23 protein-coding genes and 1 tRNA gene are annotated in these 24628 nt (G+C 59.8%); 8 read left to right on the top strand and 16 right to left on the bottom strand.

Features of this window, described 5'->3' with window-relative positions; translation table 11 throughout:
• Positions 1-64 precede the first annotated feature (64 nt).
• A tRNA-Pro gene (locus K0U62_00995) sits at positions 65-141 on the top strand.
• Positions 142-377: 236 nt separating this feature from the next.
• Entirely contained in the window at positions 378-566 is a 189-nt protein-coding gene (locus K0U62_00990) for a hypothetical protein (GenBank protein MCH9800091.1), read from the top strand.
• A gap of 31 nt (positions 567-597) precedes the next feature.
• On the opposite strand, the gene K0U62_00985 is transcribed toward K0U62_00990, so the two are convergent.
• The gene (locus tag K0U62_00985) at positions 598-1320 is read right to left on the bottom strand and encodes a pentapeptide repeat-containing protein (GenBank protein MCH9800090.1); all 723 of its coding nucleotides are present in this window, start codon (positions 1318-1320) and stop codon (positions 598-600) included.
• A gap of 253 nt (positions 1321-1573) precedes the next feature.
• Here K0U62_00985 and K0U62_00980 point away from each other — a divergent pair, with 253 nt between their 5' ends.
• The 3 genes from K0U62_00980 to K0U62_00970 all read left to right on the top strand — a co-directional run bounded on the left by K0U62_00980 (position 1574) and on the right by K0U62_00970 (position 6131).
• Positions 1574-1945 (top strand): hypothetical protein, encoded by a 372-nt coding sequence (locus K0U62_00980; protein MCH9800089.1) that lies wholly within the window; start codon positions 1574-1576, stop codon positions 1943-1945.
• Positions 1942-3192: a fibronectin type III domain-containing protein gene (locus tag K0U62_00975; protein ID MCH9800088.1), complete on the top strand. Its 1251-nt coding sequence runs from the start codon at positions 1942-1944 to the stop codon at positions 3190-3192. Before K0U62_00980 ends, K0U62_00975 begins: the two co-directional genes overlap by 4 nt.
• A 563-nt stretch (positions 3193-3755) precedes the next feature.
• A complete protein-coding gene (locus K0U62_00970) occupies positions 3756-6131 on the top strand; it encodes an MMPL family transporter (GenBank protein MCH9800087.1) in 2376 nt (791 codons plus the stop codon).
• A 575-nt stretch (positions 6132-6706) separates the two neighbouring features.
• Here the strand turns inward: K0U62_00970 and K0U62_00965 are convergent.
• The 3 genes from K0U62_00965 to K0U62_00955 form a co-directional block, all read right to left on the bottom strand.
• Positions 6707-7012 carry a DUF3303 domain-containing protein gene (locus tag K0U62_00965; protein MCH9800086.1) on the bottom strand — a complete coding sequence of 102 codons (306 nt, stop codon included), beginning with the start codon at positions 7010-7012 and terminating at the stop codon, positions 6707-6709.
• A gap of 211 nt (positions 7013-7223) precedes the next feature.
• On the bottom strand, positions 7224-8021 hold the full coding sequence (locus K0U62_00960) for a polysaccharide deacetylase family protein (protein ID MCH9800085.1): 798 nt from the start codon (positions 8019-8021) through the stop codon (positions 7224-7226).
• A gap of 95 nt (positions 8022-8116) precedes the next feature.
• Positions 8117-9490 carry a patatin-like phospholipase family protein gene (locus K0U62_00955; GenBank protein MCH9800084.1) on the bottom strand — a complete coding sequence of 458 codons (1374 nt, stop codon included), beginning with the start codon at positions 9488-9490 and terminating at the stop codon, positions 8117-8119.
• Positions 9491-9721: 231 nt separating this feature from the next.
• Between K0U62_00955 and K0U62_00950 the strand changes: the two genes are divergently transcribed.
• A complete protein-coding gene (locus K0U62_00950) occupies positions 9722-10705 on the top strand; it encodes a ceramidase domain-containing protein (protein MCH9800083.1) in 984 nt (327 codons plus the stop codon).
• Positions 10706-10928: 223 nt separating this feature from the next.
• Here the strand turns inward: K0U62_00950 and K0U62_00945 are convergent, their stop codons facing one another.
• Both K0U62_00945 and K0U62_00940 read right to left on the bottom strand, forming a co-directional pair.
• A complete protein-coding gene (locus K0U62_00945) occupies positions 10929-12230 on the bottom strand; it encodes a hypothetical protein (GenBank protein ID MCH9800082.1) in 1302 nt (433 codons plus the stop codon).
• A gap of 3 nt (positions 12231-12233) precedes the next feature.
• A complete protein-coding gene (locus K0U62_00940; protein ID MCH9800081.1) occupies positions 12234-13523 on the bottom strand; it encodes a lipase family protein in 1290 nt (429 codons plus the stop codon).
• 362 nt (positions 13524-13885) lie between these two features.
• Here K0U62_00940 and K0U62_00935 point away from each other — a divergent pair, with 362 nt between their 5' ends.
• Complete coding sequence (locus K0U62_00935) at positions 13886-14713, top strand: bacteriorhodopsin (GenBank protein MCH9800080.1); 828 nt, start codon at positions 13886-13888, stop codon at positions 14711-14713.
• Positions 14714-14766: 53 nt separating this feature from the next.
• On the opposite strand, the gene K0U62_00930 is transcribed toward K0U62_00935, so the two are convergent.
• The 8 genes from K0U62_00930 to K0U62_00895 all read right to left on the bottom strand — a co-directional run bounded on the left by K0U62_00930 (position 14767) and on the right by K0U62_00895 (position 21204).
• Positions 14767-15123, bottom strand: coding sequence for a YrdB family protein (locus K0U62_00930; protein MCH9800079.1), 357 nt, complete (start codon positions 15121-15123; stop codon positions 14767-14769).
• A gap of 51 nt (positions 15124-15174) precedes the next feature.
• Positions 15175-16659, bottom strand: a complete 1485-nt coding sequence (gene der, locus K0U62_00925; protein MCH9800078.1) for a ribosome biogenesis GTPase Der — start codon at positions 16657-16659, stop codon at positions 15175-15177.
• Positions 16656-17348 carry a (d)CMP kinase gene (gene cmk / locus K0U62_00920; protein MCH9800077.1) on the bottom strand — a complete coding sequence of 231 codons (693 nt, stop codon included), beginning with the start codon at positions 17346-17348 and terminating at the stop codon, positions 16656-16658. Before cmk ends, der begins: the two co-directional genes overlap by 4 nt.
• 18 nt (positions 17349-17366) lie before the next feature.
• A complete protein-coding gene (aroH, locus tag K0U62_00915; GenBank protein MCH9800076.1) occupies positions 17367-17726 on the bottom strand; it encodes a chorismate mutase in 360 nt (119 codons plus the stop codon).
• A 57-nt stretch (positions 17727-17783) separates the two neighbouring features.
• On the bottom strand, positions 17784-18512 hold the full coding sequence (locus tag K0U62_00910) for an rRNA pseudouridine synthase (protein MCH9800075.1): 729 nt from the start codon (positions 18510-18512) through the stop codon (positions 17784-17786).
• A 9-nt stretch (positions 18513-18521) separates the two neighbouring features.
• Positions 18522-19187: an SMC-Scp complex subunit ScpB gene (scpB, locus tag K0U62_00905; GenBank protein ID MCH9800074.1), complete on the bottom strand. Its 666-nt coding sequence runs from the start codon at positions 19185-19187 to the stop codon at positions 18522-18524.
• 68 nt (positions 19188-19255) lie between these two features.
• Positions 19256-20164: a segregation/condensation protein A gene (locus K0U62_00900; GenBank protein MCH9800073.1), complete on the bottom strand. Its 909-nt coding sequence runs from the start codon at positions 20162-20164 to the stop codon at positions 19256-19258.
• A 77-nt stretch (positions 20165-20241) separates the two neighbouring features.
• Positions 20242-21204, bottom strand: coding sequence for a site-specific tyrosine recombinase XerD (locus tag K0U62_00895; protein MCH9800072.1), 963 nt, complete (start codon positions 21202-21204; stop codon positions 20242-20244).
• Positions 21205-21233: 29 nt separating this feature from the next.
• On the opposite strand from K0U62_00895, the gene K0U62_00890 reads away from it, so the two are divergent.
• Positions 21234-22247 carry a sulfite exporter TauE/SafE family protein gene (locus tag K0U62_00890; GenBank protein MCH9800071.1) on the top strand — a complete coding sequence of 338 codons (1014 nt, stop codon included), beginning with the start codon at positions 21234-21236 and terminating at the stop codon, positions 22245-22247.
• A 49-nt stretch (positions 22248-22296) separates the two neighbouring features.
• Here the strand turns inward: K0U62_00890 and K0U62_00885 are convergent, their stop codons facing one another.
• Entirely contained in the window at positions 22297-22950 is a 654-nt protein-coding gene (locus K0U62_00885) for an NUDIX hydrolase (protein MCH9800070.1), read from the bottom strand.
• Positions 22947-24626, bottom strand: a complete 1680-nt coding sequence (locus K0U62_00880) for a CTP synthase (protein MCH9800069.1) — start codon at positions 24624-24626, stop codon at positions 22947-22949. The genes K0U62_00885 and K0U62_00880 overlap by 4 nt, the downstream gene beginning before the upstream one ends.
• Positions 24627-24628: the final 2 nt, after the last annotated feature.

The raw sequence follows: 24628 nt of genomic DNA, 5'->3' as shown, positions 1-24628 counted from the left end.
GGGTACTGACCTCCGCGCCGCACGCAGCTGCCTGAATGCTGTCGGCTATTCTGTTGCAGCGGCACGGGCTGTGGCGCAGCTTGGTAGCGCACTTGACTGGGGGTCAAGGGGTCGCAGGTTCAAATCCTGTCAGCCCGACCAGAGTTTTCCCTAGTCAGACGGGGTTTCGGGTCCACACGGACCCGGACCCCTCTGGCAAATCCACTCAAAAATCCACTAAGCGGCGATCAGAACGGTCACTACTCCCCCAAGGACGCCATCCACATGCGGGGGAAGACACCTTTACGCCCGGTTGGCTGGCGTTCCTAGTAACCCACAACCACCAGCCACCCTCACCAGTCCACAACAGCCACAACCAGCACCACACCCCCGACTAGATGCCGTCAACTAGCGGCATGAACCTCACCCAAGACACCCTCGCCCCACTCATCCACGACTACGATGGTGGCGCCCAACTCGACCCGATACTCGCGGGCCTAGTCCTCACACCGCAGGAACTCGCAGACCTAGCCACACTGCTGCTCATGACCGCTAACCGCATCGATTACGGCGACCCAGGATGGTGACCCGGGCAGACACCCCCCGACGACTGTCTGGTCAGGGGCAGTTGTCGTTGTTGATGCTGCCGTCCGGCATGGTCGTATTGCAGAATGTCGGCGCGACCCTGGTCAGGTACGCGTCCGACAGGTCCGCGCCGGTCAGGTCCGCATAGCGCAGGTCCGCCCCCCACAGGATCGCTTCGGTCAGGTTCGCATCGGTCAGGTTCGCGGCGTACACGTTCGCATAGTTCAGCAACGCGTGGGTCAGGTTCGCTTCGGTCAGGTCTGCATCGGTCAGGTTCGCGTAGGCGAGGTTCGCGCCTTTACAGTTGGGGGCGCATTTGGGGTTGGCTCGTAGTTGCCGGCCTTTGGGCGTGGTGTTGGTGGCGGGTCCGAGTTGAGCGTTCTTCAGGTTCGCACCAGGCAACTGGGCGTGTTTCAGGTTGGCGCTTTTCAGGTTGGCTTTCTTCAGGTTCGCGTCATGCAGCCTTGCGTGTTTCAGGGTGGTGTTGGTGAGTTTGGTTTTGGTCAGGTCCGCGCCACGGAAATCAGCACTTTGCAGTTTCGCGTTACTGAGGTTCGCTTTCTTCGCGTTCCCGTGATGCTCCACTGTCCACTTCGCCACAACCCCGGTGCACTTTGCTTGGGCTTTCAGCACACACGTCTTGCCGTTCGTGCCGATTTCTACCGGCGGGCCTGCGGACACCACCCCCGGCACCAACAACACACCCGCGATCAACCCACCCGCAGCGACAACACTGGCAACTATCCGACTACGCATAGCGACACCCTACGCCGCCACATCACACCCACACCACGGCTAACCGCATCGACGACGGCGACCCCGGCTGGTGACCGCGGTTGCGGTTTCCGTGGCCTGTTGTTCGCCGGGTGGGACGTTGCGTGGTGGCCCTGTCACTGTCCGTAGATTTCCGTAGCCGTGGGGTTAATTTCGGGGTTGTGGCTGCCGATAGTGCAAAGAACGTGGTTGCGGGAGGGCGACCACTGACACTGACACCTACGGGGGATACGCGATGCGACGCACACTTATCGCAACCACTGGCGTACTAGCACTCGGCGCGGGACTCATAGTCCCCGCTACGGCAGCATTGGCAGCAGATACCGACACCTCGACTGCTGCGGTGGACGCTGGCAAACGCCCGGGCGTGAAACTCACCCTGAAAGGCCCGAAAACTGACCCGGTGGCAGGGGATGGGGTCACCGTGAAGGGTAAAGCCACGGTCAAGAAGCAGCCGGTGGCGAAAGCGAAAGTGAAACTGCTGCGCAAGAAAGGCAACAAGTGGGTTGCCGTCGGCAAAACCACAACCAATAAAAAGGGCAAGTACCGCACCCAGGTCACCCTGCCCAACAAGCCCACCGTGAAAGTGCGCGCGGGCAGCTGGTGAAACCCACCCGCGTCAAAGGCACCAGCAGTAAAACCATCACGGTGACGTTCACCCAACCCGCCCAAGCACCAGCGCCCACCAGCCCGGCTCCTACCAGCCCGGCTCCTACCAGCCCGGCACCTACCAGCCCGGCACCTACCGACACCAGCAGCCCGGCACCGGTCGTGACTGCCCCGGACGCACCCACCAACGTCACCGCAGTGGCCGGTAACGGTCAGGTCGTGCTGTCCTGGACCGCACCCGCCAACAACGGCGGTGCAGCGGTCACTGGCTATCGGGTCACCACGAACACCGGTGCCACCGTCACCAGCGCCACGACTACCGCAACATTCACCGGGCTGACCAATGGCACCCTCTACACCTTTACCGTGGCCGCGAACAACAACGCCGGTACCAGTTCCGCCAGTACCGCCAGCAATCCGGTCTCACCGTTTGTTTCTGGCGTGTGCAACATCAACGGACAGGTAGTAAACACCGCCGCCGATGGCGTAGACGCGGGTCCGGTCCAAGACGCGGTCCAAGCGGCAGGCAACACAGCCACCACTATCAACATCCAAGGTGTCTGCAACGACTACAGAATCCTCATCAACCCCAGCCAGACCATCACCCTGCGCGGTCTGCCCACCGGCAGTGACAACAACCACACCATCGACGCCGACCGCGACGAAACCAACCAGGCCAGCGTCATCGAAAACCAAGGTGACCTCACCATCACCGGTGACCTCACCATCACCGGCGGCAACAACTTCTTCGGCGGCGGCATCTACAACTACGGCAATAGCGCGACGGTGACCCTGAACGGCAACGCCAGCATCAGCAACAACGAAGCCACCTACTACGGTGGCGGCATCTACAACAGCGGCGGGACGGTGAACCTCAACGACAACGCCAGCATCACCGGCAACACCGCCAACTACGGCGGCGGCATCTATAACTACTACGGGACGGTGACCCTCAACGACAACGCCAGCATCACCGGCAACACTGCCAACGACGGTGGCGGCATCTACAACGCTGCCGGTGACGCAACAGTTACCCTCAACGGCGGCACCATCACCAACAACACCGCCACCTACGGCGGCGGCATCTACAACAACTACGCGACGGTGACCCTCAACGGCGGCACCATCACCAACAACACCGCCGAATACGGCGGCGGAGGCATTTGGAACGACGAGTACGGGACAGTGAACGGTGACACGAGCCTGGTCACCGGAAACGACCCGGACGACATCGTCCTCGGCTAGACCGAACCACACCAACCCACCAGTGGCGGGCTGCACCACACTCCAGGCGCGGCCCGTCACCCACACCCACCAACAACCCAATTTCTGACACCACCGGCACCCAGTATCCGCCGCCATCAAAAGAAAAAATGCCCCCGGAAAACACCCGGAGAGCCGCCGTAACCGTGCCAATCTGTCGACTTATTCATATCCACGGAGTCACGGGCGCTGGCTCTAGGTTCACAGAGTGGAATGACAAGAGATTCAGTAACTAGGTGTTGTAGCAAAATCTTGATTGGACCTCGCAGAAGCCATATTCAGTTTTTATCAGGGCCATGAACCTGTCGGCTCACTGTTCCCCTTTGCCCTTGGTATCGATGTTGATTCCAGCTGAAATCTAATGACTAGGTGTGATGACTTTTCAATCATGATCAACTTCGCATCGAAGTTGTCGATACCGACGCAAAATATTCCCGACGAAGAAAGATCTTTCTCACACCGCTTGGAACTTGCAGCGGTTCGGCTGCCACGTAACGTGAAATAGCGGCGTTCGAGTGGATGTCTCATTGTCTTTGGAGGAGAACATGGGTCCCATATCCCGATGGGCGGTAAATAAACCCAAGACGGCTATCTTGGCTTGGCTGGCTATGGCTGCTGGAATTTTCTTTCTGGCGGCAAATTTTGGCGGTCAGTACAACAACTCGTTCTCGCTGCCCAACACCGAATCTGCCGAGGCACAAGAACTTCTTGAACAGATACCCGGGGCTGCTGACTCCCTGACTGCTGCAACGGCGAAGGTGGTGTGGCAACCAGACGAAGGGGAAGCAACTGATCCAGCGGTAGTACAGACCATCTCGGGGACTCTCGAGGAACTTGCTGGCGTCCCGGGAGTCTCTTGCGTGGTCGGCCCCTATGGCGAACCGCTTGGCCAAGACTGCCCCGAGCCAGAAACCGCAACGGCAGACGCTGGCAACAACCAACGAAGCCCACAGGGCGCGGAGGGCGCTGGCGAACCCGCATTGGCCGGAGCTACCAGTGACGAGGCTACAGCCGCACAGCCGTCACCGGAGGAAGCCAAAGTTCTAGCCGGTATGTCACCCGCGGGAGTTAGTGTCGACGGAACTGTCGGCTACGGCACTGTCTATTTTGCCGGCGACGCTGAGGACCTGGATACCGCCAGCGCCGGGGCGGTTCTCGACGCTGTCGCTGCGGCCGACGACGCTGACGGACTTACTGTCGGGGCTAACGGTCAAGCGCTCGAGTTTGCGGGCCAAGAGCCGCCCAGCAGCGAGGGCATTGGCATTGCGGTGGCTTTGTTCATTCTGCTTTTGGCCTTCGGATCTCTGGTGGGCGCCGTCCTTCCCGTTCTCTCCGCTGTCATCTCGCTAGGTGTCGGACTGGCACTAGTACAACTGACCGCGAATTCTTTTGACGTCGCGGAGTTCGCTCCAACTCTGGCCGCCATGATTGGTCTTGGAGTTGGGATCGACTACGCCCTATTCGTTATCAACCGATACAAACAAGCACTCGACTCAGGAACCGAACCTCGTACTGCCGCCCACGAGGCAGTACGCACTGCGGGACGGGCCGTGGTCTTTGCGGCGGCGACCGTTGTCATTGCGCTCATGGGACTTTTCGTTCTAGGTATCGATTTCTTTAACGGTTTGGCCATCGCGGCCGCGGCCACGGTGATCATGATGATGATCGGTGCCACTGTCTTACTCCCGGCCGTGCTTTCATTAATGGGCCGCAAGGCATTCGCCATCAAGATGCCATGGGCCCGCAAACCTAAGCCCACTGACCTCGACTCAGGTGCATTTGCGCGTTGGGGTGGCTGGCTCCAAAAGCGGTACAAGGTAGTGGGTGCTGCTGCTCTGGTCGTTCTGATGGTCATCGCCACACCGCTGCTGTCCCTTCGTCTCGGGTTCACCGACGATAGTGGCAAGCCCGCCGACTCGAGCGCTCGGACTGCCTATGACCTCTTGAGTGAAGGATTTGGGCCCGGAGTTAATGGTCCCTTCATCGTTGCGGTGCAAACTGATAACGCTGGCGACAACGCCGCCGTCCAGGAAATGTCGGCTGCCGTCAAAAGCGATCCAGGCGTTGCTGCCGCAATCGGGTACCCCATCGCGCCGGATGCAAACGTCACGGCCATGCAGGTGATCCCGACGACCGGTCCACAAGATGAGGCAACGACGCAACTGCTCGATAGGTTGCGTGACGAAGTAATCCCTGCCGCAGAAGCCACAACATCTGCCGAGGCGTTTGTTGGTGGCACACAGGCGATCACCTCTGACTTCACCTCCGTACTCGTGGATTCACTACCGCTATTCCTCCTCGTCGTCATTGGCCTTGGCTTCTTGGCGCTAGTGATGCTGTTCCGCTCTTTGCTCGTCCCGCTGACGGGTGCCATCACCAGCCTCATCTCACTGGCTGCTGCTATGGGCGTAACAGTCGCGGTATTTCAATGGGGTTGGGGCGCGGACCTCATCGGTATTGCTGGGACCGGTCCGATAGCACCGTTCCTTCCGATCATGGTTTTTGCGATTCTGTTCGGTCTCTCGATGGACTACCAGGTCTTCCTCGTGAGCCGGATGCAAGAGGAGTGGTCTAAGACCGGCGACAACCGTCAATCGATCCGGCGCGGTTTGGCATCATCGGGTCGCGTCGTCGCGATTGCAGCAGCCATCATGTTCAGTGTCTTTGCTGCCTTCATCCTGGGCAATGACCCGACGATTAAGCTCTTCGGTCTTGCACTGTCGACGGCTGTACTTTTCGATGCCTTCATAGTCCGACTCATCATTGTGCCGTCGTTGATGTTCGCCTTTGGCCGAGCTAACTGGTGGCTGCCTGCGTGGTTGAATCGCATTCTCCCAGAGGTCAAAGTCGAAGCTGAGGAAGACGTCACAACCGGGAACATCGAGAAGGTTCGAGTGCCAGTATCCGAAGCATCTTCCTAGGCGCGAGTCACTTATGTCGCTGCTTGTCGTCCCCGAGTCGGCAAGCAGCGACTCTATAGCGTCGCTATCGGGTCCCAACCAGCTCGGAGCGAAGACCGTCGCCACTCTTGGTTTGTTTGAAGTGAAAGGCGACGGTCTCACTGCTACTGATGTGAGCCTTCAACGTCATCGAGTCATTAACCGCATGATCTCCACCCAGGTTGGTATCCCGAGCGACGCTCTGCGCTAGCGCTGTCGGTACTGGACCCCTAGGCGGTGGCGCCGGGTCCGGTATTCGGCTGGTGAACATCACTAGCGGGGTGGCACTTGCACCATGACCAGCGGCTTTAGTCCCAACTTCCTCTTGCCAGACGCGTCAGCGCAACCTTGCCGGGTCCGCTGGGTTTCATTTCTAGCGCGCAAATGGCCGGTGCAGACGAGGTGAGGTGAATGCTAGACGTTCACTCTTCACTAACTCGAACCCGGGCCGGTGCTCCGGGCTAGCGGACAGCAAACTGATTCGCTGATGCAACAATCTCTGCCACCAGGCGCAGACCTTCGCGGTTATCGACAATGGTGAGATTCTCTTTCACCATTCAGTTGGCGGCAGCCTGAATCATGCTTCGCATTTCAGCGTCGTCAATGACTGGCGTGATTGTGGCTTCAAATACTGGTGACCACATGTTGAAGAAGCCAGCCAGTGCAGCAGCTGACTCGGTTTCAAACAATCCGCCACCCTGACCGTTGGCTGCAGCATCGTGCCATCGTTCGAGTTGCTTGATCTCAGTGCCCAACTGAGCCGCATCATCCTCAGGCGTCATTTGGCCAAACATCGCCATGACGTTATCTTTCGCCTCCGAAGTGGCGAGGTGATTGATTTTCCATGTAACTACAAACTTCATGCTTCCTCTTACTCGGTTGATTTGTGATGCTGTCGACGCTAATCGGCATTCGACGCCATTGACGACGACAGCACCTGTCTTCACCCCATTGGGCGGACATTTGATGAACCAGGCCGGACATGTGGGTGACAACTATTGACCGACCCCAGCGTTGCTCAACCAGATGTGCGAATGACGACGAATGGGCCAGCCTCAGTTCCCAGTCGTCTGACTAGCGACGAGGTAAATAGTCCTGAAGTGCCGCCACCTCGAAGCCTTGGGAGCGAATATCTCGAAGGGCGCGTTTGATATCGAGGTGCAGGTCTGGTCGCCAATGGGCCAGGATGATGTCGCCGGGAACGAAGCCGTCCCCGGTCTTGTACTGGAACGAACCTTTGCCGCCTTCAGGCATGTTGACGGTCCACAAAACCACATAATCGAGTCCGCAGCTGTCCGCAGCGACCAGAGTTGAATCGTTGTAGTCCCCATAGGGCGGTCGCACCATCCACGGCCGCTCGTCGTACCACTGCGTCAGCACCCGCTTGGACTCACAAATCTCCCAGCGTTGCGCGTCGTACCCCAGCAACGGCAGTTGCGGGTGAGTGAGGGTGTGGGCCTGAATAGTTTGACCATCTCGCTGCGAGATCCGCTGATAGAAATCAGGGTCATGGTCCACCACGTCAACGGCCAGAAATGAGGTGATCGGGATTTTTTCTTTGTGAAGGATCGCGGCAGTGGGTGGTTCCTCATGACCGCCATCGTCGATTGTCAGAAAGACAACCGGATCCTTGGTCTTGATGCGAGAGATAGTTGTCGCCTTACCCGGTTCAGCTTTGGGTAGCCGAACACTGGGGGTTGGCGTGGCGCTGGTCTCCTGCTCCGCAGCCGATGCAGGTGAACTCGGCGATCGTGACAACTCTGCCGTTGCCGAAGCGCTGGGGTCGGAAGCAGGGGAACTCTCAGCATTCGCACAGCCCGCAAGCGCACCAACCATGACCAGCACGGCCGCTGTTGGTCGAAGGTAAAACATTCGCCGACTGTAGGGCACAAGACGGCGGCGCTCTGCCACTGGGTAGACCGATCCACCGCCTGATCCTTGAGCCGACACTTCTCTCGTCACCGAGGTTAGGGCTGTCCGACCGACATATACTCCTCGGGGACCGGCTGCTGGTGATGTTCCCATCGGGCTCCCCACTCCGCCATGCCTGATGGTTCCGGTATCCCGAATCCTCGCCAACGCGCCACCGAATCCACCACATGCTGTCGGGACCGACGTAGCGCGCCCACCAAGTTCAACTGCGGCCCACTAGTCAGAATCCGCTCCTCGGCAAACCACGCGCGCTCCCGCTGCTGGATGATCTCATCACTGATGTGAGCCAACTCGTGTTGATCCTGCGATGTTGAGGCGCTCAAAGTTTCAGCTGCCCGTAGCCAGCCGTAGTCGAAGTCGATCTCGATGAGTCCCTGTTCAACCTCGAAACCGCCAAGCACATCCGCAGTGGGTTCAATAATGGTCAACTTCGCACCGTCAGCGAGTGGATAGTCCAAATTCGTGCGGCTGAGTTCCATGGGCGTGATATCCGAAGCAGAGCGAGTGAATATGGATAAGAACGAAGCTTGGGTGAAGTCACTGTTATCTGTGTGGGTGCGACGCGGTCCGGTCAAAATGGCAACCACGTCGCCAGCACCGGCTGACACGGCGGCGCGCAGCGGAATGTTTTGTACGATGCCGCCATCTACGTAGACGTCGTCACCGATCCGGCGAGGGGGAAAGACCACCGGGACACTCGCCGAGGCGCACATGCCCTCGATCACCCCGGGCTCACCACCTTCCTCGTAACGGGTGATTCCGTCTGCGGTAACGATGTCTCCGGTTTGGGTGACGTAGCGCGCCACCCCATCCCGTAGCGATGCCATGGTGAGTCGCAGCGTGATGCCACTGGCCGCGACCCGATGCTGATCGACCTTCGCTACGCCACCATCGAACTCGCCCCGAAAGCCGGCCTCCATCGGGTTGAGATTCATGATGGCGGAGTTGGCCTGCCGCAACTGTCTGCCAGCTCGGAGCAACGAGGCGCCATTTCCGACTGCATTGCCGATCGTGAATAGCGTGCGATGCTTGCGTGGCGGGTCGGGCAGCGCCAGTGGGTCAAATGCCCCGGTGGGGTCTGGTGGCAGCGGTGGTCTGCTGCGAACTGAGATCAAGTCGGAGATGAACTCCCCCATCGGCGTGCCATCGATTTCGTCCAGCCACGGCTGTCTGCCGAAAACGGATTGGATGTCGGTGACCGACAACGCGTTGGATCGCACCACTCCTACCAGGTGTCGGAACTCTTCGCTGCTGCGAGCCTGAGCCAGCGGACCACCAACCAACGCCCCCACCGAGGTACCGGCGATTACCTGGGGCAGGAAGTCATTGTTTCTGGTCAGGAAATCCAACGCCCCCACTTCAAACGCGCCTTTGGAGCCGCCACCGGCCAGCACGAGTCCGAGGGTCATGCCACTCCCTTCGGGTCAACCGCACATCGACTAGCCATGCTCGGGCTGGAGCCAGTTCAGGCGGACCGATCGTTCTAGCGCGAACCTACTCGCAGCGAAGCAAGATGTCCGGTCACACGCCAAAGCGAGCCCAACCGTTCGAGCATTGGTGTCTATGCCTCGCGATGAAACTCCCGCCGAACCGCGGGGAATTATCTGTCGGTGAGGGGCGCTATCCCGTAGCGTCTCGATATGGACCGCGCCTACCGACCACTGTGGATCGCACTCGCGGCCCTGGCCACTTTCGCAATGTTTTTTGTCGCCGCCGGCCTGGCAGGATGGTGGCAGCCCGCCGCCAACGAACAGCCCATCGGTGAAGCCTCTCGTTGGTGCGAGCGCGTCTCCGACGGGGTCATGCGCGAACCGATCAATACGCTGGGTAACCTCGGCTTCGTCGTCGCTGGACTAGCCATGTTGTTGGTGCTGGCCAAGGACACCCGCACCGGAAAGCAACGGGTCAACCCATTCATTGGTAACCAACCCATCGCGTTGCTTTATGCCGGTGCGACGATTTATCTCGGTCCAGGGTCCATGCTGATGCACGGCAGTAATACTCGATTCGGTGCTTGGGCAGACAACCTGTCGATGGTGATGTACATCCTGATTCCTTGGATCTACAACCTGGCGGTAATGGGCCGCTGGCGCGATCGAACGTTCTTCGCCGCTTATGGGGCCGTTGTCGGTGGCTTTGCGGTGGGGTACTGGATCTTCGGCGCCGGACTCGGCATCAATCTCGATCTGTTCGGGATATCGATCGCACTGTGGCTCATCTCTGAGTTGCTGTATCGGTTCTGGTCTACGCCGGTGCGCTGGCTGTCAGGACTGCTGGGCTTCCTGGTGGCAGCTATCTTCGGCATCGGGCCCCACACGATCTTCAGTCAGCCAGCAGAGCACTGGTGGGTAGTGCTGTTTTGGCTGCCTGCCTTGACCGCCCGCTCCGCACCAAGTTCTCAGCGCAACTACTGGCCGTGGTTTCCCGCGGGCGTGACCGCCTTTCTCCTCGCCTACGTCATTTGGACCACGGGTGTCCCCGACCACGCCTCGTGCAATCCCGATGGGCTCTACCAAGCCCACGCGGTATGGCATCTACTCACCGCAGTAGCCACCTGGTGCTTCTTCCGCTTCCTGCGCAGCCAACACCGTAGGGAGCTGGAGTCACAATCCCCCGCACGCTAGCCGTCACCTCACTGACGACTCAGGTACGAACACCGGCATTCCCGCGGTCAGTGGCTGTGCAGTTTGCTCTCGCACGGCCATGCGTCACGACTGCACCGTAACCGGATTCACCGCGAAGAACTGCTGGCCTGCTTGTCGAGCAGCAGCCAAAGATACCTCCTATGCGCCTAGCCGCTCTCCTAACGCAGCTAGAAGTTTCCCAGGGAGTTGGGGGAAATACTGGTCAACGCCAGCTGGACTCACTCGCTGGTTGTTCAGGATCACCGTTGGATGATGGCGGTTCCGCATGCGCATCCATCCGGTGCAACACTGCTGCCGCAATGCTGCCGGCTACCGCCGCCAACGCGATACCGACCGCCGTTGACCAGCTCCAACTAAAGAAAGCGACCGCACCAGCGAAGGCCACCGGAACCAGGCCCACAAAGAGTCCAAGAAATGATGCCAACGCATGCAGCCCAGGACGGATGCCGGGCAGCGCCGCTCCTCCGGCTGCCGCAGCGAGCAAACTCGCTATCACGATCAGAACGCTGGGTGCGCTCAGCGCGCTCCCGAGGGAGCCCGCCACCACAGTTGCAAGAACTATGGAGCCAGCAGAGGCGGGAGTTTCCGCCCGCGCGTGTTCTTGCTCGTGTCCTTGTTCCAGCAGCTGATCGCCTCGCACCACTTCGGCCAGCAGCTTGCCTGCAACAAGGAGGTAGCCCGGCACCACAGAAATCAATGCAAAGCTGGCCAGTGCCAAAACGACCCCGATTGCTTCCGCAGGAAGAAAACCAAAAGGAATCAGGAACGGCACCGATGGAACGGTAAATGAACCGCTGAACAGGATCAGCGGCGCCACCAGCACACCCGAGATCAACGCCGGCGCCAAGATCAAGGCACCGGTAGGGAAACTCCCACGAATATCTTCTGCGGTCTGACGCAGGAGCGGGTCCACTGCGGCCAGCGCCACAACTCCTAGGGCCATCGCGGCGTAGGTACCCTCTGGTAACGCCAACACATCGAGGTCTGGCGCCACCAAAGTACCCACACCGCCCACTGCCGCGGCTCCCGCCACGATCAGCCAGGCAAGTACCAGCGTTATCCACAAGGTCCACTTTGCTGTCCGAGCGACACCATTCCCCGACCCCAGCACCGCTATCGCACCAGCTGCTACCGACAAAGCAACGATGACTGCAGGGATCAAGACCCAACCGACCAACGAGAGCATGTGGGCAATTAGTGCCACGAGGGCAGCAGCCATGATGATCGCTAAAACTCCGCGAATGGTACGACTCAGATTTATCGAACTAGCACGGGTGAAGAACACCACCGGATACACAATGGCAACGAGAAGAACGAGGCCCAGCGCCCGAACCAGATCTACACCGGCGCCAGTAATCGAGGCCAACAGCAACATCGCGTAGCCGAAACTCACTAGTGCGGCATTAGCCCTAGTACTGGCAACTCGTTTGCTGGTCATAGCCAACACCACCAACAGCACCAACGCGACAGTTACTGCTAATGAGGTACCCAGCGCAGTTGCCATGATTTAGCCTCTCCAGTTGTTGGGGCAGTTATCCGGTGCCGACTCACGATTGAATCGGTCTTGAATCCACTCATTGACGGAGTCGGTGGCGTTGACGACAACACTGCCGTGATTATCTTGCGGGTAGAGTTCGAGCTCGGCAGGAACATCACCTTGTTGACAAATCATGGCGAAGTACTCCGGGGTGGCCTGATTGATAACCACCTTGTCTTCCATACCCTGCACCAAAAGCAGCGGGTGACTCAGCGGCCGCTTGCCGGCGGTATTAAGAGCAATGGCTTTGACTGTGTCGGGCGAAAATGGAAGGTTCAGGTAGTCAGACATGACCCCCCGAGTCGCGAAGTAGTCCCTTAACTCGTCGCTGCACAGTTTCTCAATCATCGGCAGCGCGGCAATGCCCTGTTCGTTGAAGACATCCTCTTTGTCGAGCCAATCGTAGTTTTGCACCCAGGTGCCAAGCGACGTCATCACGAAATACGTTCGATTTGTTCCACCGGGATCTTCCGCGAATTGTTTCATGGCGATCGGCCAGGCCGGGACAAGTGCCGGGGCGAGGGATGTCACGCCGTTAATGTAGATCTCCGGTGCATAGTCCGGTTGGATTTCTGAGGCAAACAGAACGGCCTGTCCTCCCTGAGAGTGACCATAGAGCGCGGTTTGAGAATGATTGAGGTCTTTTCGCCAGGCCTGCACGGCCCGGATAGAGTCCAACAGGTTGCGCCCCTCAGCGTCTCCCAGCAAGTACATCGGAGTCACCTTCGGACCCATTCCTTGGTAATCGGTCGCAACCACTGCCCAACCCTGCTCAACAAGTGGTTGAATTTTGCGGACGAACTGCGAACCCGAGGGCGTTTTGGACTCGTAGGGAGTGAGCGAAATCCCGCACTGTCGGGCGGCGCCGGTCGTACCGTGCGCATATCCAATGAGCGGCCAACCAGCACTGGGTGGGTCCCCGCTCGGTTGCGCATATAAGGCCGTGACCGGAATATCTTCGCCAGTCACCGTGGTGGAGTGATACATGATCCGGTACAACTCGATGCCGGGATAAGACTCTTCTCCCGGGCCCGGCTCGACCCTCTCGGTCTTTATGACCCGTCCAGGGGAACCAGGCGGCACATCCTGCGCCGTCACGTCATAAAAGGCCGGAATCTCAGAGGTCTCCGATACCCCACTGCCATCACCAGCCGACTTCTGCGCTGGCGGCACATCAATGATCGCCGATGGCGGCGACCAGACCACCATGAGCACGCCGGCCACGACGACAAGAACGAGACCTACCACGCGACCTGCCATGCCACTCCCTCATTTGCCTGCAGCCTAGTGAGGCGGAGCGGGTGTCTCCTGTTCGCTTGCGGCTTCGACTCCGAGATTTCCAGAGGACACCGGCAGCCCGCCCACAGATGCCCGCCAGCCTGCGGAGGCAACAGCTCACCACTGATTTCCCTTGGCACTTGCGCACCTTTCACAGGCGGTCTCGCGGGCAATCACTCGGCAACAAGTCATCTCGATTAACTGGGAAGCCCACCGAAAACCGCGCTTTCCACAGATGCGACACGCAAGATCAACTAAAACTGTTGAATAACTTGCGCCCTACATTCCCAACCGCAAGACTGCCTCTATCTGGATCTACCAGGCTTGCATGTGAGAGGTGTCCTATGGCAACCGTCGAATTCCTCACCAACTCTCAATTCCAGACCGTCTACAACATGCTGTCATTTGCGCTGGCTGCCATGTTCGCGACAGCGGTCTTCTTACTGGTGGTGCAGGGCAGAGTGCTCCCGCGCTATCGATTGGCCATCGTGGTGTCGGCCATGGTCTGCCTCATCGCGGCCTACCACTACCTACGAATCTTTGACTCCTTTAGCGATGCCTACGTAGCCATCGATGCCGGGGCCAAGGGGGTCGCCGAAGGGTATGACCTCGTCAAAGGTGTCGGTTTCAACGAGGGCTATCGCTACGTTGACTGGCTACTGACAGTGCCGCTGTTGCTCTTCGAAACCATTGCCGTGCTGGCGCTGCCTCGCTCTACGCGTAACTCCCTACTGTGGAAGCTCATTCCGGCCTCAGCCCTCATGATCATCCTGGGCTACCCGGGCGAGCTGACCGCCGAGCTGGGAAGCAAAGCCATCTGGGGCGCGCTGTCGACTATCCCATTCCTCTACATCCTTTACGTATTGTTCGTGGAGCTCACTCGGGCAGCGAAGAATCAGCCCAACCAGGTGGGTAAGGAACTCGCCGGTCTCCGTTGGTTGTTGCTGGCAACCTGGGGGGTCTACCCGATTTCCTACATGTTCCCGATGTTCGGCTTGGACGGCGCGGATGCCTTCGTCTACCGACAGATCGGCTACAGCATTGCCGACGTCCTCGCCAAGTGCCTGTTCGGCCTACTCATCTTCAAGATCGCTCGCATCAAGAGTTTTGATGACGATCCGGAGTTTGCCGCGCAGGAGCTCAAGGAAGATGACGTTCCAGCCAAAGCCTGAGATTGCATAGTGAATGGGCCGTCCATCTGGGCGGCCCATTCACTATGTCCGGACTACACGGTTGCTGACAGCAGCCAACGGATTCGACCTAGCGACAGCAGATAATGCGCGACAACTACCAGCACGAAAAAGATCGTCGGAAACAGCCCCAGGATCGACCACGCGGCTAGGGCAGCAGTGGCGAAAATAGCCAACTCAATGACCAACCGCACCCAGCCGGGAACGACTATTGGCGCCTTCCCGGAGCGAGACGGGTCCCCCGGCACGTTGAACACTCCCCACGCTGTGGCAGCAAGGATCGGTAAACCGAAGCCCAACAGCCAACCCGCGGTCTGCCACCCCCACAGACCAAGCAAGACCAGGGCCGCGATCTCAAGCAGCAGTCTCAGCAGCAGATTCGGCGGATTCATGACGCTCGCCACCTCTCTCGGTTGTCAACCATCAGGCTGGTGACTTTGGGCTTAACGCCGTTTCTTGCGCACCCGCATCTGAATGCGAATGGGCGTTCCAGTGAAACCAAAGTCCTCGCGTAGCCGACGTTCGATGAAACGGCGATAACCGGCCTCCAGGAAGCCACTCGTGAAAAGCACAAAAGTCGGTGGGCTCACGCCAGCTTGAGTAGCAAAGAGCACTTTAGGCTGCTTTCCCCCTCTGACCGGGTGTGGGTGCGCAGCAGCCAGATCTTTGATGAACTGATTAAGTCGTCCGGTGGGTATCCGAGTACGCCAACCGGTCAGTGCGCTATCCAAAGCGCCGGGTAGGCGATCGACCCGTCGCCCGGTTAGCGCCGATACATTGACTCGCGGCGCCCACCAGACATGCTGCAAGTCCAGATCGTATTCTCGCTCGAGTTCACGCCGTCGCTCCGAATCAACAAGATCCCACTTATTGAGAGCGACCACCAGCGCCCGGCCGGAGTCCACCACCAAATCAATGATTCGCAGGTCCTGTTCGGCAACCGGTTCACCCGCATCGATAACCACAACCGCCACTTCGGCTCGTTCAACTGCTGAACGCGTGCGGATGCTGGCATAGAACTCGTGCCCACTGGCCTGCTTCACCCGCCGGCGAATCCCAGCCGTGTCAATGAACAACCAGGGTCGACCACCTAACTCGACGACCTCATCTACCGGATCAACCGTGGTACCGGCTAGGTCGTGAACAACGCTGCGCTCCTCCCTCGCTAGCCGATTCAGCAAGCTGGACTTACCGACATTCGGTCTGCCCATCAGCGCGACGCGGTTGATGCCGCTGCCGGGTACCGGTTGACCTGACTGTGGCAGGGCCGCGACCAGCACATCTAACAGGTCACCACTGCTGCGACCATGTAGTGCGGAAACCGGGAACGGCTCCCCTAAACCTAGAGACCACAGTGAAGCCGCCTCAGCCTCAGTCTGTGCGTTGTCCACCTTGTTAGCCACCAAGATCACGGGTTTGTCGGTGCTGCGCAACAACCTCACCACGTCCTCATCAGCAGCGGTTGGCCCGACCGTGGCATCGACTACGAACATCACGACATCGCTCTCGCGCATGGCTCGTTCGGCCTGAGCCGCCACACTGGCTGCTCTACCCCGGGCTTCTCGATCCCAACCGCCGGTGTCGAGCAAGACAAAGTCACGACCGTTCCAGTTGGCTCGATAGCTGACCCGATCTCTGGTTACACCCGGGGTATCCTCTACCACTGCGGCGCGGCGCCCCAAGACGCGGTTCACCAAGGTGGACTTGCCCACGTTGGGACGACCAACGACCGCTACTACCGGCAGCAACTCCGTTGCCACAGCCGCAGGGCCCGAGTCCACCTGCTCGTCGAACTCCGCTGCGACCGTCGCTACTTGTTCAGATTCGTCGTCACTGTCGACTATCCAGTCAGCCACCTGATCTGCTTCCGTGGCCTCAAAATCTGCGGTGTCCTCCGCTGGGTAGGAACGATCATCATCCGAGATCATGCGGCAACTGCCCGCACCAGTCGCGCGACTGCCTCGATGGTCTGTTCCAAGTCCAAATCAGTGGCATCGACTTGCTCGGCATCATCTGCTGGCTTCAACGGCGACGCCTTGCGTTGCGAGTCGATCGCGTCTCGTCGACGCAACGATTCCTCGGTTGCCGCGGTACCAGTACTGCCGTGCTCGCTTTCCTCATCCTGCAGCGCACGCCGTTGGGCCCGAACCGCGGCATCGGCAGTTAAGAAAACCTTCACATCGGCGTCGGGCAACACCACCGTGCCGATATCTCGACCTTCGATCACCATGCCAGTACCTGCCGATTTACTCTCTTCGGCTTGGCGTCGCTGCAACGCCACCATGGCGGAGCGAACTTCGGGCACTGCACTGACCAGACTGACGGCCTCGGTTACCTCTTCGCCACGAATCGCCACCGCAACATCGGTGCCGTCAGCCGAGATTTGGGGTGACGAAGGATCAGTCCCACTCACCACCGCAATCGTGGCTACTGCTTTGCCGACGGCGGCGGAATCCGTTGGATCCACCCCGAGGTCAAGAATTCGCCAGGTCACCGCGCGGTACATCGCGCCCGTGTCGAGATAGCGATAGTCAAACTCAGTGGCGACGCCACGGGAAACGCTAGATTTTCCGGACCCGCTGGGGCCGTCGACGGCAACGATAAGGGGGGCGGGCATGTGATGCTCCTGTCTTGACTACTGGGCTAAATCTTGCCGCAGAACCTCAGCCCCGCGCAGGTAGACGTGCTGGATGAGGTGGCGATCCTTGTCGGTATTGGCGTGCATCAAGACCCGGATGATGCGCTGCGGTGCCCCAGCCACCGCCATTTCGGTGGCACATAACAGCGGTACATCGCCGAAGCCGATGTCGCGGGCGGCAGCAGCTGGGAAGCCGCAGCCGAGGTCCGGCGTCGCGGTGAAGATGACGCTCACCAGATCCTCCGAACTCAACTCATTGCGAACCAGCATCTGCTGGAGCAACTCCACCGTCGCCTCATTCATCTCGGCACTGTCATCTGCCCCCAACTGGGTGGCACCCCTGATTGCCCGCATCATTCACCGCCTTTCGCGCTGCCGCTAGCGTAGTGGTCTTGCGGCCCGACTTGAAATCGATTAGCCCGCTGCCGCATACAACGCGCGGACTTCATCCACCCGTAGCTCCCGCAGCGACCCAGGCGCCAGACCGCTGAGCCGCACCGGTCCAATCTGGGTTCGCACGAGCTCCAACACCGGATGTCCCACTTCTTCCAGCATCCGCCGCACGATCCGGTTGCGCCCCGAATGAAGCCGAATCTCCACGATCGCCCGATCACCATGCTCAGCGACAACGCGGAACTTGTCGGCACGAATCGGACCATCATCCAACTCGATGCCCTGCTGTAGCTGTTTGCCGACGGCCGCAGGTACCGGCCCGGGAACGGTCGCCCGATACACCTTGGACACCTCGTGGCGTGGGTGCGTCAAGAGCTCGGTGAGTTTGCCGTCATTGGTGAGCAGCAGCAGACCGGTAGTGTCGGCGTCCAACCGGCCAACGTGGAACAACCGTTGCGGCCAGTCGGTTAACAGATCTCCCACGCAACTGCGGCCATGTTCATCCGCCATGGAAGTCACCATGCCGGCCGGTTTGTTCAGCATGAGTACCTGAATCTCTGGATTCGTGGGCACGAGCTCGCCGTCAATCCGAATCTCATCCTCCGGATGCACCCGGGTACCTTGCACCCGAATGGTTTCGCCGTTCACCGATACCCGTTCTTGGGCGATGAGTCCCTCACAGGCGCGACGACTGCCGATCCCGGCTCGCGCCAATACTTTCTGTAGCCGCTCACCGGCGGGTGCTGCCATGGGCGAGACTCAGTCCAGCAACTCGTCGAGGTTGTCTAGGTTGGGCAGGTGATCAGCGATCGGTGGTAACTCCGCCAGCGAGGCCATACCCATCCGGTCCAAGAAATATGGCGTCGTGGTGAACTCCGCTGCCATACCTTCGGTGATGGTCTCAGTGATCAGTCCGCGGGCCACCAGCGTTTTGAGCACGCCATCCGGGTTGACGCCACGCACAGCGCCGACCTGCGAGCGAGTCACTGGTTGCCGGTAGGCAACGATCGCTAGCGTTTCCAAGGCGGCCTGCGATAGTTTCGCCTGCCGACCGTCAGTGACGAAACGGGTGACAAGTTCTCGACATTCCGCCGCGGTATAAAACCGCCAACCGGAGTCGGTATTGCGTAGCTCGAAGCCACGGTGCTGCTCGCGGTACTCGTCGGCCAACTCATGGAGCTGCTGCTCGACGTCTTGCACTGGCCGTCCAACGAGTTCTGCCAACGACAGCGGGGTAAGCGGCTCCTCGGAGAGCAACAACAGCGCCTCCAAAGCCGCTGCCAGGCTGGGAGCACCTAGCTGCGGTGGCTCATCAGCCTCAGTTGCCTCGTTGACCTGCTCATCAGCCTCAGTTGCCGCCATGGACTCATCTCCACTGGACACGATGTCCTCCTCAGTCGCAGACTCCGTCGCCGACGCTGCCATGCGGGCTTTGTCGGTGATGTCGATGACGTCCACGGCTCCATCTGAACGTGTCATCTCATGATCTGCCATTACAGGTTCTCCTCGTCGTCGCCACTCGCTGGCGGCTGCGATGGGTCTAGCTCCTCGTCGAACTCATCAGTGACGGCCACATCCCCTTCGTCGCTTCCCGTCCAAGCGATCATCAGATCCGCCAGTGGCGCAGCCTGCTCAAAAACCACCGCACCCTCGCGAAAGAGTTCCAGCAAAGCCAAGAAGCGAGCCACCACATAGGGAACGTCACCAGCGTCAGATACCAGCGCTCGGAATGACAGTTGCCGGTCTCGCCGGAGCCGAGCGACGATAACGCTGGCCTGCTCCCGAACACTGATGACCGGGGCATGAATATGCGCCACGCTGACTTCATCCGGTGTCTTGGGGGTGAGTGCTCGTAATGCCGCTGCTGCGAATCGCTCCGGACTCTGCGCGATCTTTACCTCAGGCAGCAGATCGGTCAGGTCCGGATCGAGACCTACCTCTCGCGGTATCCGGGGTGGCGCGGCGTAGAGCAACGACGCGAACAGACCGGACGCCTCCTTGAATGCCCGATACTGCAGCAGCCGAGCGAACAACAGATCTCGAGCCTCGAGCAATGCGAGATCTTCGGGGTCTTCCTCCGTGTTGCCCGGCAGCAGTCGCGCCGCTTTCAGATCCAACAGGATGGCAGCAACAACCAAGAACTCGGTGGTCTCGTCTAGGTCCCACCGATCCCCCTTGGAACGCAAGTGGGCAACAAAATCGTCAGTCACCTGGGCGAGGGCAAGTTCGGTAACTTCAAGTCGGTGTTTCGCAATCAGCGACAACAACAGGTCAAAAGGCCCGGTAAAGGCGGCTAACCGCACCTCAAATCGGCCGCCAGCGTCCTCCGCAGTCGCATCAGCGAGATCGGTAGCCACTGGCGCGGTCGGCTCCGCGTCGTCAGTGACAGTTGTTTCGGGCATCTCAAGACGGTAACCCACGATGGGGCACGGTCCCGGCAGCGGCACCAGCGGGTATCCACCCTCCTACCCGCGATCAGCTAGCGACCCCGTGGGTGGCTGTCGGCGTAGACCTCGCGGAGGTGCTCGATAGTGACCTTGGTGTAGATCTGGGTGGTCGTGACACTTGCGTGGCCGAGTAGCTCCTGCACCACTCGAATGTCGGCCCCGGCCTGCAGCAGGTGGGTAGCGAACGAATGTCTCATCGTATGGGGATGCACGTCGGCAACCTCGGCCTTTTCCCCGGCATCTCGAATCGTGGTCCACATGGATTGTCGACTAAGTCGCCCGCCGCGAGCGTTCAGAAAAAGGGCAGGGGTACTGCTTCCCTTCGCCGCAAGCGCGGGCCGAGCCCGAACGAGGTAGTCCGACACCGCTTTGGCGGTATGACCACCGATGGGAACTAGCCGCTGTTTGTTACCTTTCCCGGTGACGAGCAAACTGCGGCTGGCTAGATCAATGTCATCAACATCGATTCCCACCGCCTCGGATACCCGGCATCCAGAGCCGTAGAGCACCTCCAGCAAAGCACGACTGCGCAACCCAGCAGGGGTCTCGGTATCCGGCGCATCTAGCAGCGCCAATACCTCTGGGACGGTGATTGCCTCCGGCAGCCGTTCCGGTAGCTGTGGCGGCGATATTTCTCGGGCCACGTCAACGGTGGCGTTTCCCTCCCGAAGCGCGAACGCGTGCAGTCCCCGAACTGCAACGAGGCAACGAGCGGCTGAGGAGTCCGACAACTGTGTGCCGCCATCCGAGCCAGACCGCAGCGCTATCAGGAACTGGCCTACTGTCTCCGGCTGAATCTGGGCGATTTCGATCAGTCCGAGCGTGCGGCAAAATTCGTCGTAGCGAGTAAGGTCCGAGCGGTACCCAACCAGCGTGTGCGGCGACGCACCCCGCTCCACCGCGAGGTGGTCGAGGTACTCCACGATCTGATCAGTTACATCCATAATTTCAAATAGAACATAAAGTGTTCTATATCTCGGTGAGTCTGCTCCCATCCCGCCACAGGTTCAGGCACACTTGCCCAATGACGATCGATCCGCTGCTGACTCTGGGCGGTCTCTTTGCGGGCACCGTGGTGGGCCTCACCGGGCTGGGCGGAGCAGCGATCGTGACCCCGATGCTGCTGCTGTTGTTCAACATTCCAGCGCCCGTGGCGGTATCCACCGACGTCGTGTCGGCGGCTTTGATGAAACCGGTCGGAGCATGGGTTCACCTGCGTCAGCGTACGCCGTACTTGAAGATAGTGCTGGCACTCAGCCTCGGCTCGGTCCCTGGTGTTCTGATTGGCACCTGGCTGTTTTCCCGCCTCGTTAACACCACTCATGGCGAGGGCCTGCTGCAACAAATGATCGGCGGCGTTTTAGTCGTAGCGGTAGTCGTCACCACCCTGCGCATGACCATTCGACGATTCCGACCATCAGCCACACCGGGGCAAATGAACCTCAGCATGCCCCGACTTGCGATTACCGGAGTTGTCGGGCTGTTTGTCGGCTGCCTGGTGGGTTTGACGTCAGTTGGCAGCGGAACGCTAATCGCCGCGAGCCTACTGTTGCTGTTCCCAGCCATGCTGCCCAGCCGACTCGTCGGCACTGATCTGGTCCAGGCGGTTCCGATGCTAGTTGTCGGCGCGATCGCGCACGCTGGCTTGGGCGAAGTCGACCTCACCATTCTCTTTTCTTTGCTGATCGGACAGATACCAGGGGTGTGGATCGGCGCCAAGATTTCCAGTCGCTACAACGGCAGTGAACTGCGCTGGCTACTGCTCGTCATGGTGGGTAGTGCTGGTCTGGCCCTACTGGGCGCACCCACTTGGATTGCGACCACGCTGACCATCGGCGGTGTCGTCGCACTGGGAACCCCGATCTTGGTACGGGCTTACCAGCAGCGCCACACCGGCCGACTAGCCGACGTGGACCCTGACAAGCCGCTGAGATCCGAGGGGTGGGGTCTGAGTCGCGATCGGGGTGACCCTGACGATGATGACGATGGCAGCGACAGCGATCCACCAACTACCCAGCAGCGAGATCCCTCCGGATGACCGAACCCGGCCCCGCTACTGTCGGCTGGGAACAGCCCAAGAAGTGGCCCTAGGGCAGCCAGACTCGCTCTGCAGCTAGCAGCTCGTCCCGGCTAGACCAGGCGGCATCTCCGGGCCGTAGATCCTGCCACTCTCGACCGCGCGCCGCCCAGGCCGCCAATAGCCCGGTCACCGCCGTGGGGTTCTGGATTTTTCCAGCGAAGACCAGATCCACGGCTGCTCGCAGCGGAATCCAACGCATCGGCAGATCCGTCTCCTCCGCCGAACGCACTGGCCGACCGCCGGCAACCTCGGTGACTCCCCGGGCGAGAAAGCATCGGAACCCTTCCGAGGAACCGCCGGGACTGTTGAACCAATCGGCTAGCACGTGCCAGTCAGTTGCCTGGTAACCCGCTTCCTCATACAGTTCCCGCTGGGCGGTGGCCAGTGCTCCTTCGCCCGCCGCATCCATCAGACCCGCTGGTGGCTCCCACAAGAAAAAACCGACTGGGTGCCGGTATTGCCTGATCAATAGGACCCGATCGTCGTCGTCAATTGCGATAATGCCGACGGCACCAGGATGGACGAGGTAGTCCCGAATCACTACCTCACCGTGGTTGAGCCGAACTTCGTCGGAAACAACATCCCAACGCTGGCCAATGAAACGGGAGGTCTGACCCAATACCGCCGCGGGTTCGAAAGAGTCGGCTATTTCTTCACTCATACGTCCAGTGGACCCGCATCCGACTGAGCCACGACTTCCGCGGAACTCCGGCTGCGCGAAACCGCTGCCTTGACTAAGCCAGTGAAGAGGGGGTGGGCGTTGGTGGGGCGGGAACGAAACTCGGGGTGAGCTTGGGTTCCGACATAGAACGGGTGCTCGCTACGCGGCAGCTCAACGAACTCCACCAACCGGCCGTCAGGTGAGGTTCCACTGAAGGTGAGGCCAGCATCCGCCAGCCGCGAGCGGTGGTCGTTGTTGACTTCGAAACGATGTCGATGCCGTTCCTCGATGTACGGCTCGCTATACAACTCCGCCACCACCGAATCGGGGCTGAGTTTGGCTGGGTACAGCCCCAACCGCATGGTGCCGCCCATATCTCGTTGCCCAGCGACTACATCGCGCTGATCCGACATGGTGGCAACTACTGGGTGTGTCGTTCCTTCGTCGAACTCAGTGGAGTTGGCGTCCTCCCAGCCCAAAATGCTGCGGGCATACTCAATGACCATGCACTGCAACCCCAAACACAGCCCCAGTACCGGGATGCCCTGGGTGCGGGCGTAGCGGAGGGCCCCCACTTTGCCGTCGATGCCACGAACGCCAAAGCCCCCGGGAACGCAAATACCGTCGACATCGCCCAATTCAGCTGCTGCGCCGTCCATGGTGACGCAGTTGTCGCTCGACACCCAGCGTAATTTCACCCGACAGTCAGCGTCGAAGCCACCAGCTCGCAGCGCTTCGGTCACCGATAGGTAGGCATCTGGCAGATCGATGTACTTGCCGACTAGCGCAATCTCCACTTCGTCTTTGGGGTGATGAACCCGCCGGAGCAGGGCGTCCCATTCCGTCCAGTTGACGTCACGGAAGGGCAAATCTAAGCGACGCACGACATAGGCATCCAGACCCTCACTGTGCAGCACCTTAGGAATGTCATAGATGCTGGGCGCGTCGACCGCTGCCACTACCGCCTCGTCGTCGACATCGCACATCAGTGAGATCTTTCGTTTGATGCCGGCCGGAACGGGGCGATCCGCTCGCAGCACAATCGCATCTGGCTGGATACCAATGGAACGCAGCGCTGCTACCGAATGTTGGGTCGGCTTAGTCTTCAACTCTCCGGATGGACCGATGTAGGGCAGCAAGGATACGTGCAGGAAGAACACATTCTCGCGTCCGATCTCGTGGCGGACCTGACGTACCGCCTCAAGGAACGGCAACGACTCGATATCTCCGATCGTGCCGCCGACCTCGGTGATCACCACATCGACGTCATCGGTGGCCATGCGACGAATCCGCGATTTGATCTCGTTGGTGATGTGCGGGATGACCTGCACCGTGTCGCCCAAGTACTCGCCTCGCCGCTCCTTAGCGATCACCGCTGAGTACACCTGACCGGTGGTGACGTTTGCCGAACCTTGCAGATTGGTGTCGAGGAACCGTTCGTAATGACCCACGTCCAGATCGGTTTCCGCCCCGTCATCGGTAACGAACACCTCACCATGCTGGAACGGATTCATAGTTCCCGGATCAACGTTGAGATACGGATCAAGCTTCTGCATCGTCACCCGCAGACCACGCGACTTCAGCAGATTTCCCAAACTCGAGGCGGTCAGACCCTTGCCTAGCGACGAAGCAACTCCGCCAGTGACGAACACATGTTTGGCAGTCCCATTACCCATGG

Source organism: Actinomycetes bacterium (genome assembly GCA_022599915.1).
Taxonomy (GTDB): Bacteria; Actinomycetota; Actinomycetes; order S36-B12.
The sequence above is the reverse complement of the archived record's forward strand: the minus strand, read 5'-3'. Positions and strand labels throughout refer to the sequence as shown.

Bases quoted from the DNA above. Each gene is read 5' to 3' on its own strand.
- K0U62_00990 (MCH9800091.1), top strand. From the start codon at position 378: ATGCCGTCAACTAGCGGCATGAACCTCACCCAAGACACCCTCGCCCCA.
- K0U62_00985 (MCH9800090.1), bottom strand. From the start codon at position 1,320: ATGCGTAGTCGGATAGTTGCCAGTGTTGTCGCTGCGGGTGGGTTGATC.
- K0U62_00980 (MCH9800089.1), top strand. From the start codon at position 1,574: ATGCGACGCACACTTATCGCAACCACTGGCGTACTAGCACTCGGCGCG.
- K0U62_00970 (MCH9800087.1), top strand. From the start codon at position 3,756: ATGGGTCCCATATCCCGATGGGCGGTAAATAAACCCAAGACGGCTATC.
- K0U62_00965 (MCH9800086.1), bottom strand. From the start codon at position 7,012: ATGAAGTTTGTAGTTACATGGAAAATCAATCACCTCGCCACTTCGGAG.
- K0U62_00960 (MCH9800085.1), bottom strand. From the start codon at position 8,021: ATGTTTTACCTTCGACCAACAGCGGCCGTGCTGGTCATGGTTGGTGCG.
- K0U62_00955 (MCH9800084.1), bottom strand. From the start codon at position 9,490: ATGACCCTCGGACTCGTGCTGGCCGGTGGCGGCTCCAAAGGCGCGTTT.
- K0U62_00950 (MCH9800083.1), top strand. From the start codon at position 9,722: ATGGACCGCGCCTACCGACCACTGTGGATCGCACTCGCGGCCCTGGCC.
- K0U62_00945 (MCH9800082.1), bottom strand. From the start codon at position 12,230: ATGGCAACTGCGCTGGGTACCTCATTAGCAGTAACTGTCGCGTTGGTG.
- K0U62_00940 (MCH9800081.1), bottom strand. From the start codon at position 13,523: ATGGCAGGTCGCGTGGTAGGTCTCGTTCTTGTCGTCGTGGCCGGCGTG.
- K0U62_00935 (MCH9800080.1), top strand. From the start codon at position 13,886: ATGGCAACCGTCGAATTCCTCACCAACTCTCAATTCCAGACCGTCTAC.
- K0U62_00930 (MCH9800079.1), bottom strand. From the start codon at position 15,123: ATGAATCCGCCGAATCTGCTGCTGAGACTGCTGCTTGAGATCGCGGCC.
- der (MCH9800078.1), bottom strand. From the start codon at position 16,659: ATGATCTCGGATGATGATCGTTCCTACCCAGCGGAGGACACCGCAGAT.
- cmk (MCH9800077.1), bottom strand. From the start codon at position 17,348: ATGCCCGCCCCCCTTATCGTTGCCGTCGACGGCCCCAGCGGGTCCGGA.
- aroH (MCH9800076.1), bottom strand. From the start codon at position 17,726: ATGATGCGGGCAATCAGGGGTGCCACCCAGTTGGGGGCAGATGACAGT.
- K0U62_00910 (MCH9800075.1), bottom strand. From the start codon at position 18,512: ATGGCAGCACCCGCCGGTGAGCGGCTACAGAAAGTATTGGCGCGAGCC.
- scpB (MCH9800074.1), bottom strand. From the start codon at position 19,187: ATGGCAGCGTCGGCGACGGAGTCTGCGACTGAGGAGGACATCGTGTCC.
- K0U62_00900 (MCH9800073.1), bottom strand. From the start codon at position 20,164: ATGCCCGAAACAACTGTCACTGACGACGCGGAGCCGACCGCGCCAGTG.
- K0U62_00895 (MCH9800072.1), bottom strand. From the start codon at position 21,204: ATGGGAGCAGACTCACCGAGATATAGAACACTTTATGTTCTATTTGAA.
- K0U62_00890 (MCH9800071.1), top strand. From the start codon at position 21,234: ATGACGATCGATCCGCTGCTGACTCTGGGCGGTCTCTTTGCGGGCACC.
- K0U62_00885 (MCH9800070.1), bottom strand. From the start codon at position 22,950: ATGAGTGAAGAAATAGCCGACTCTTTCGAACCCGCGGCGGTATTGGGT.
- K0U62_00880 (MCH9800069.1), bottom strand. From the start codon at position 24,626: ATGGGTAATGGGACTGCCAAACATGTGTTCGTCACTGGCGGAGTTGCT.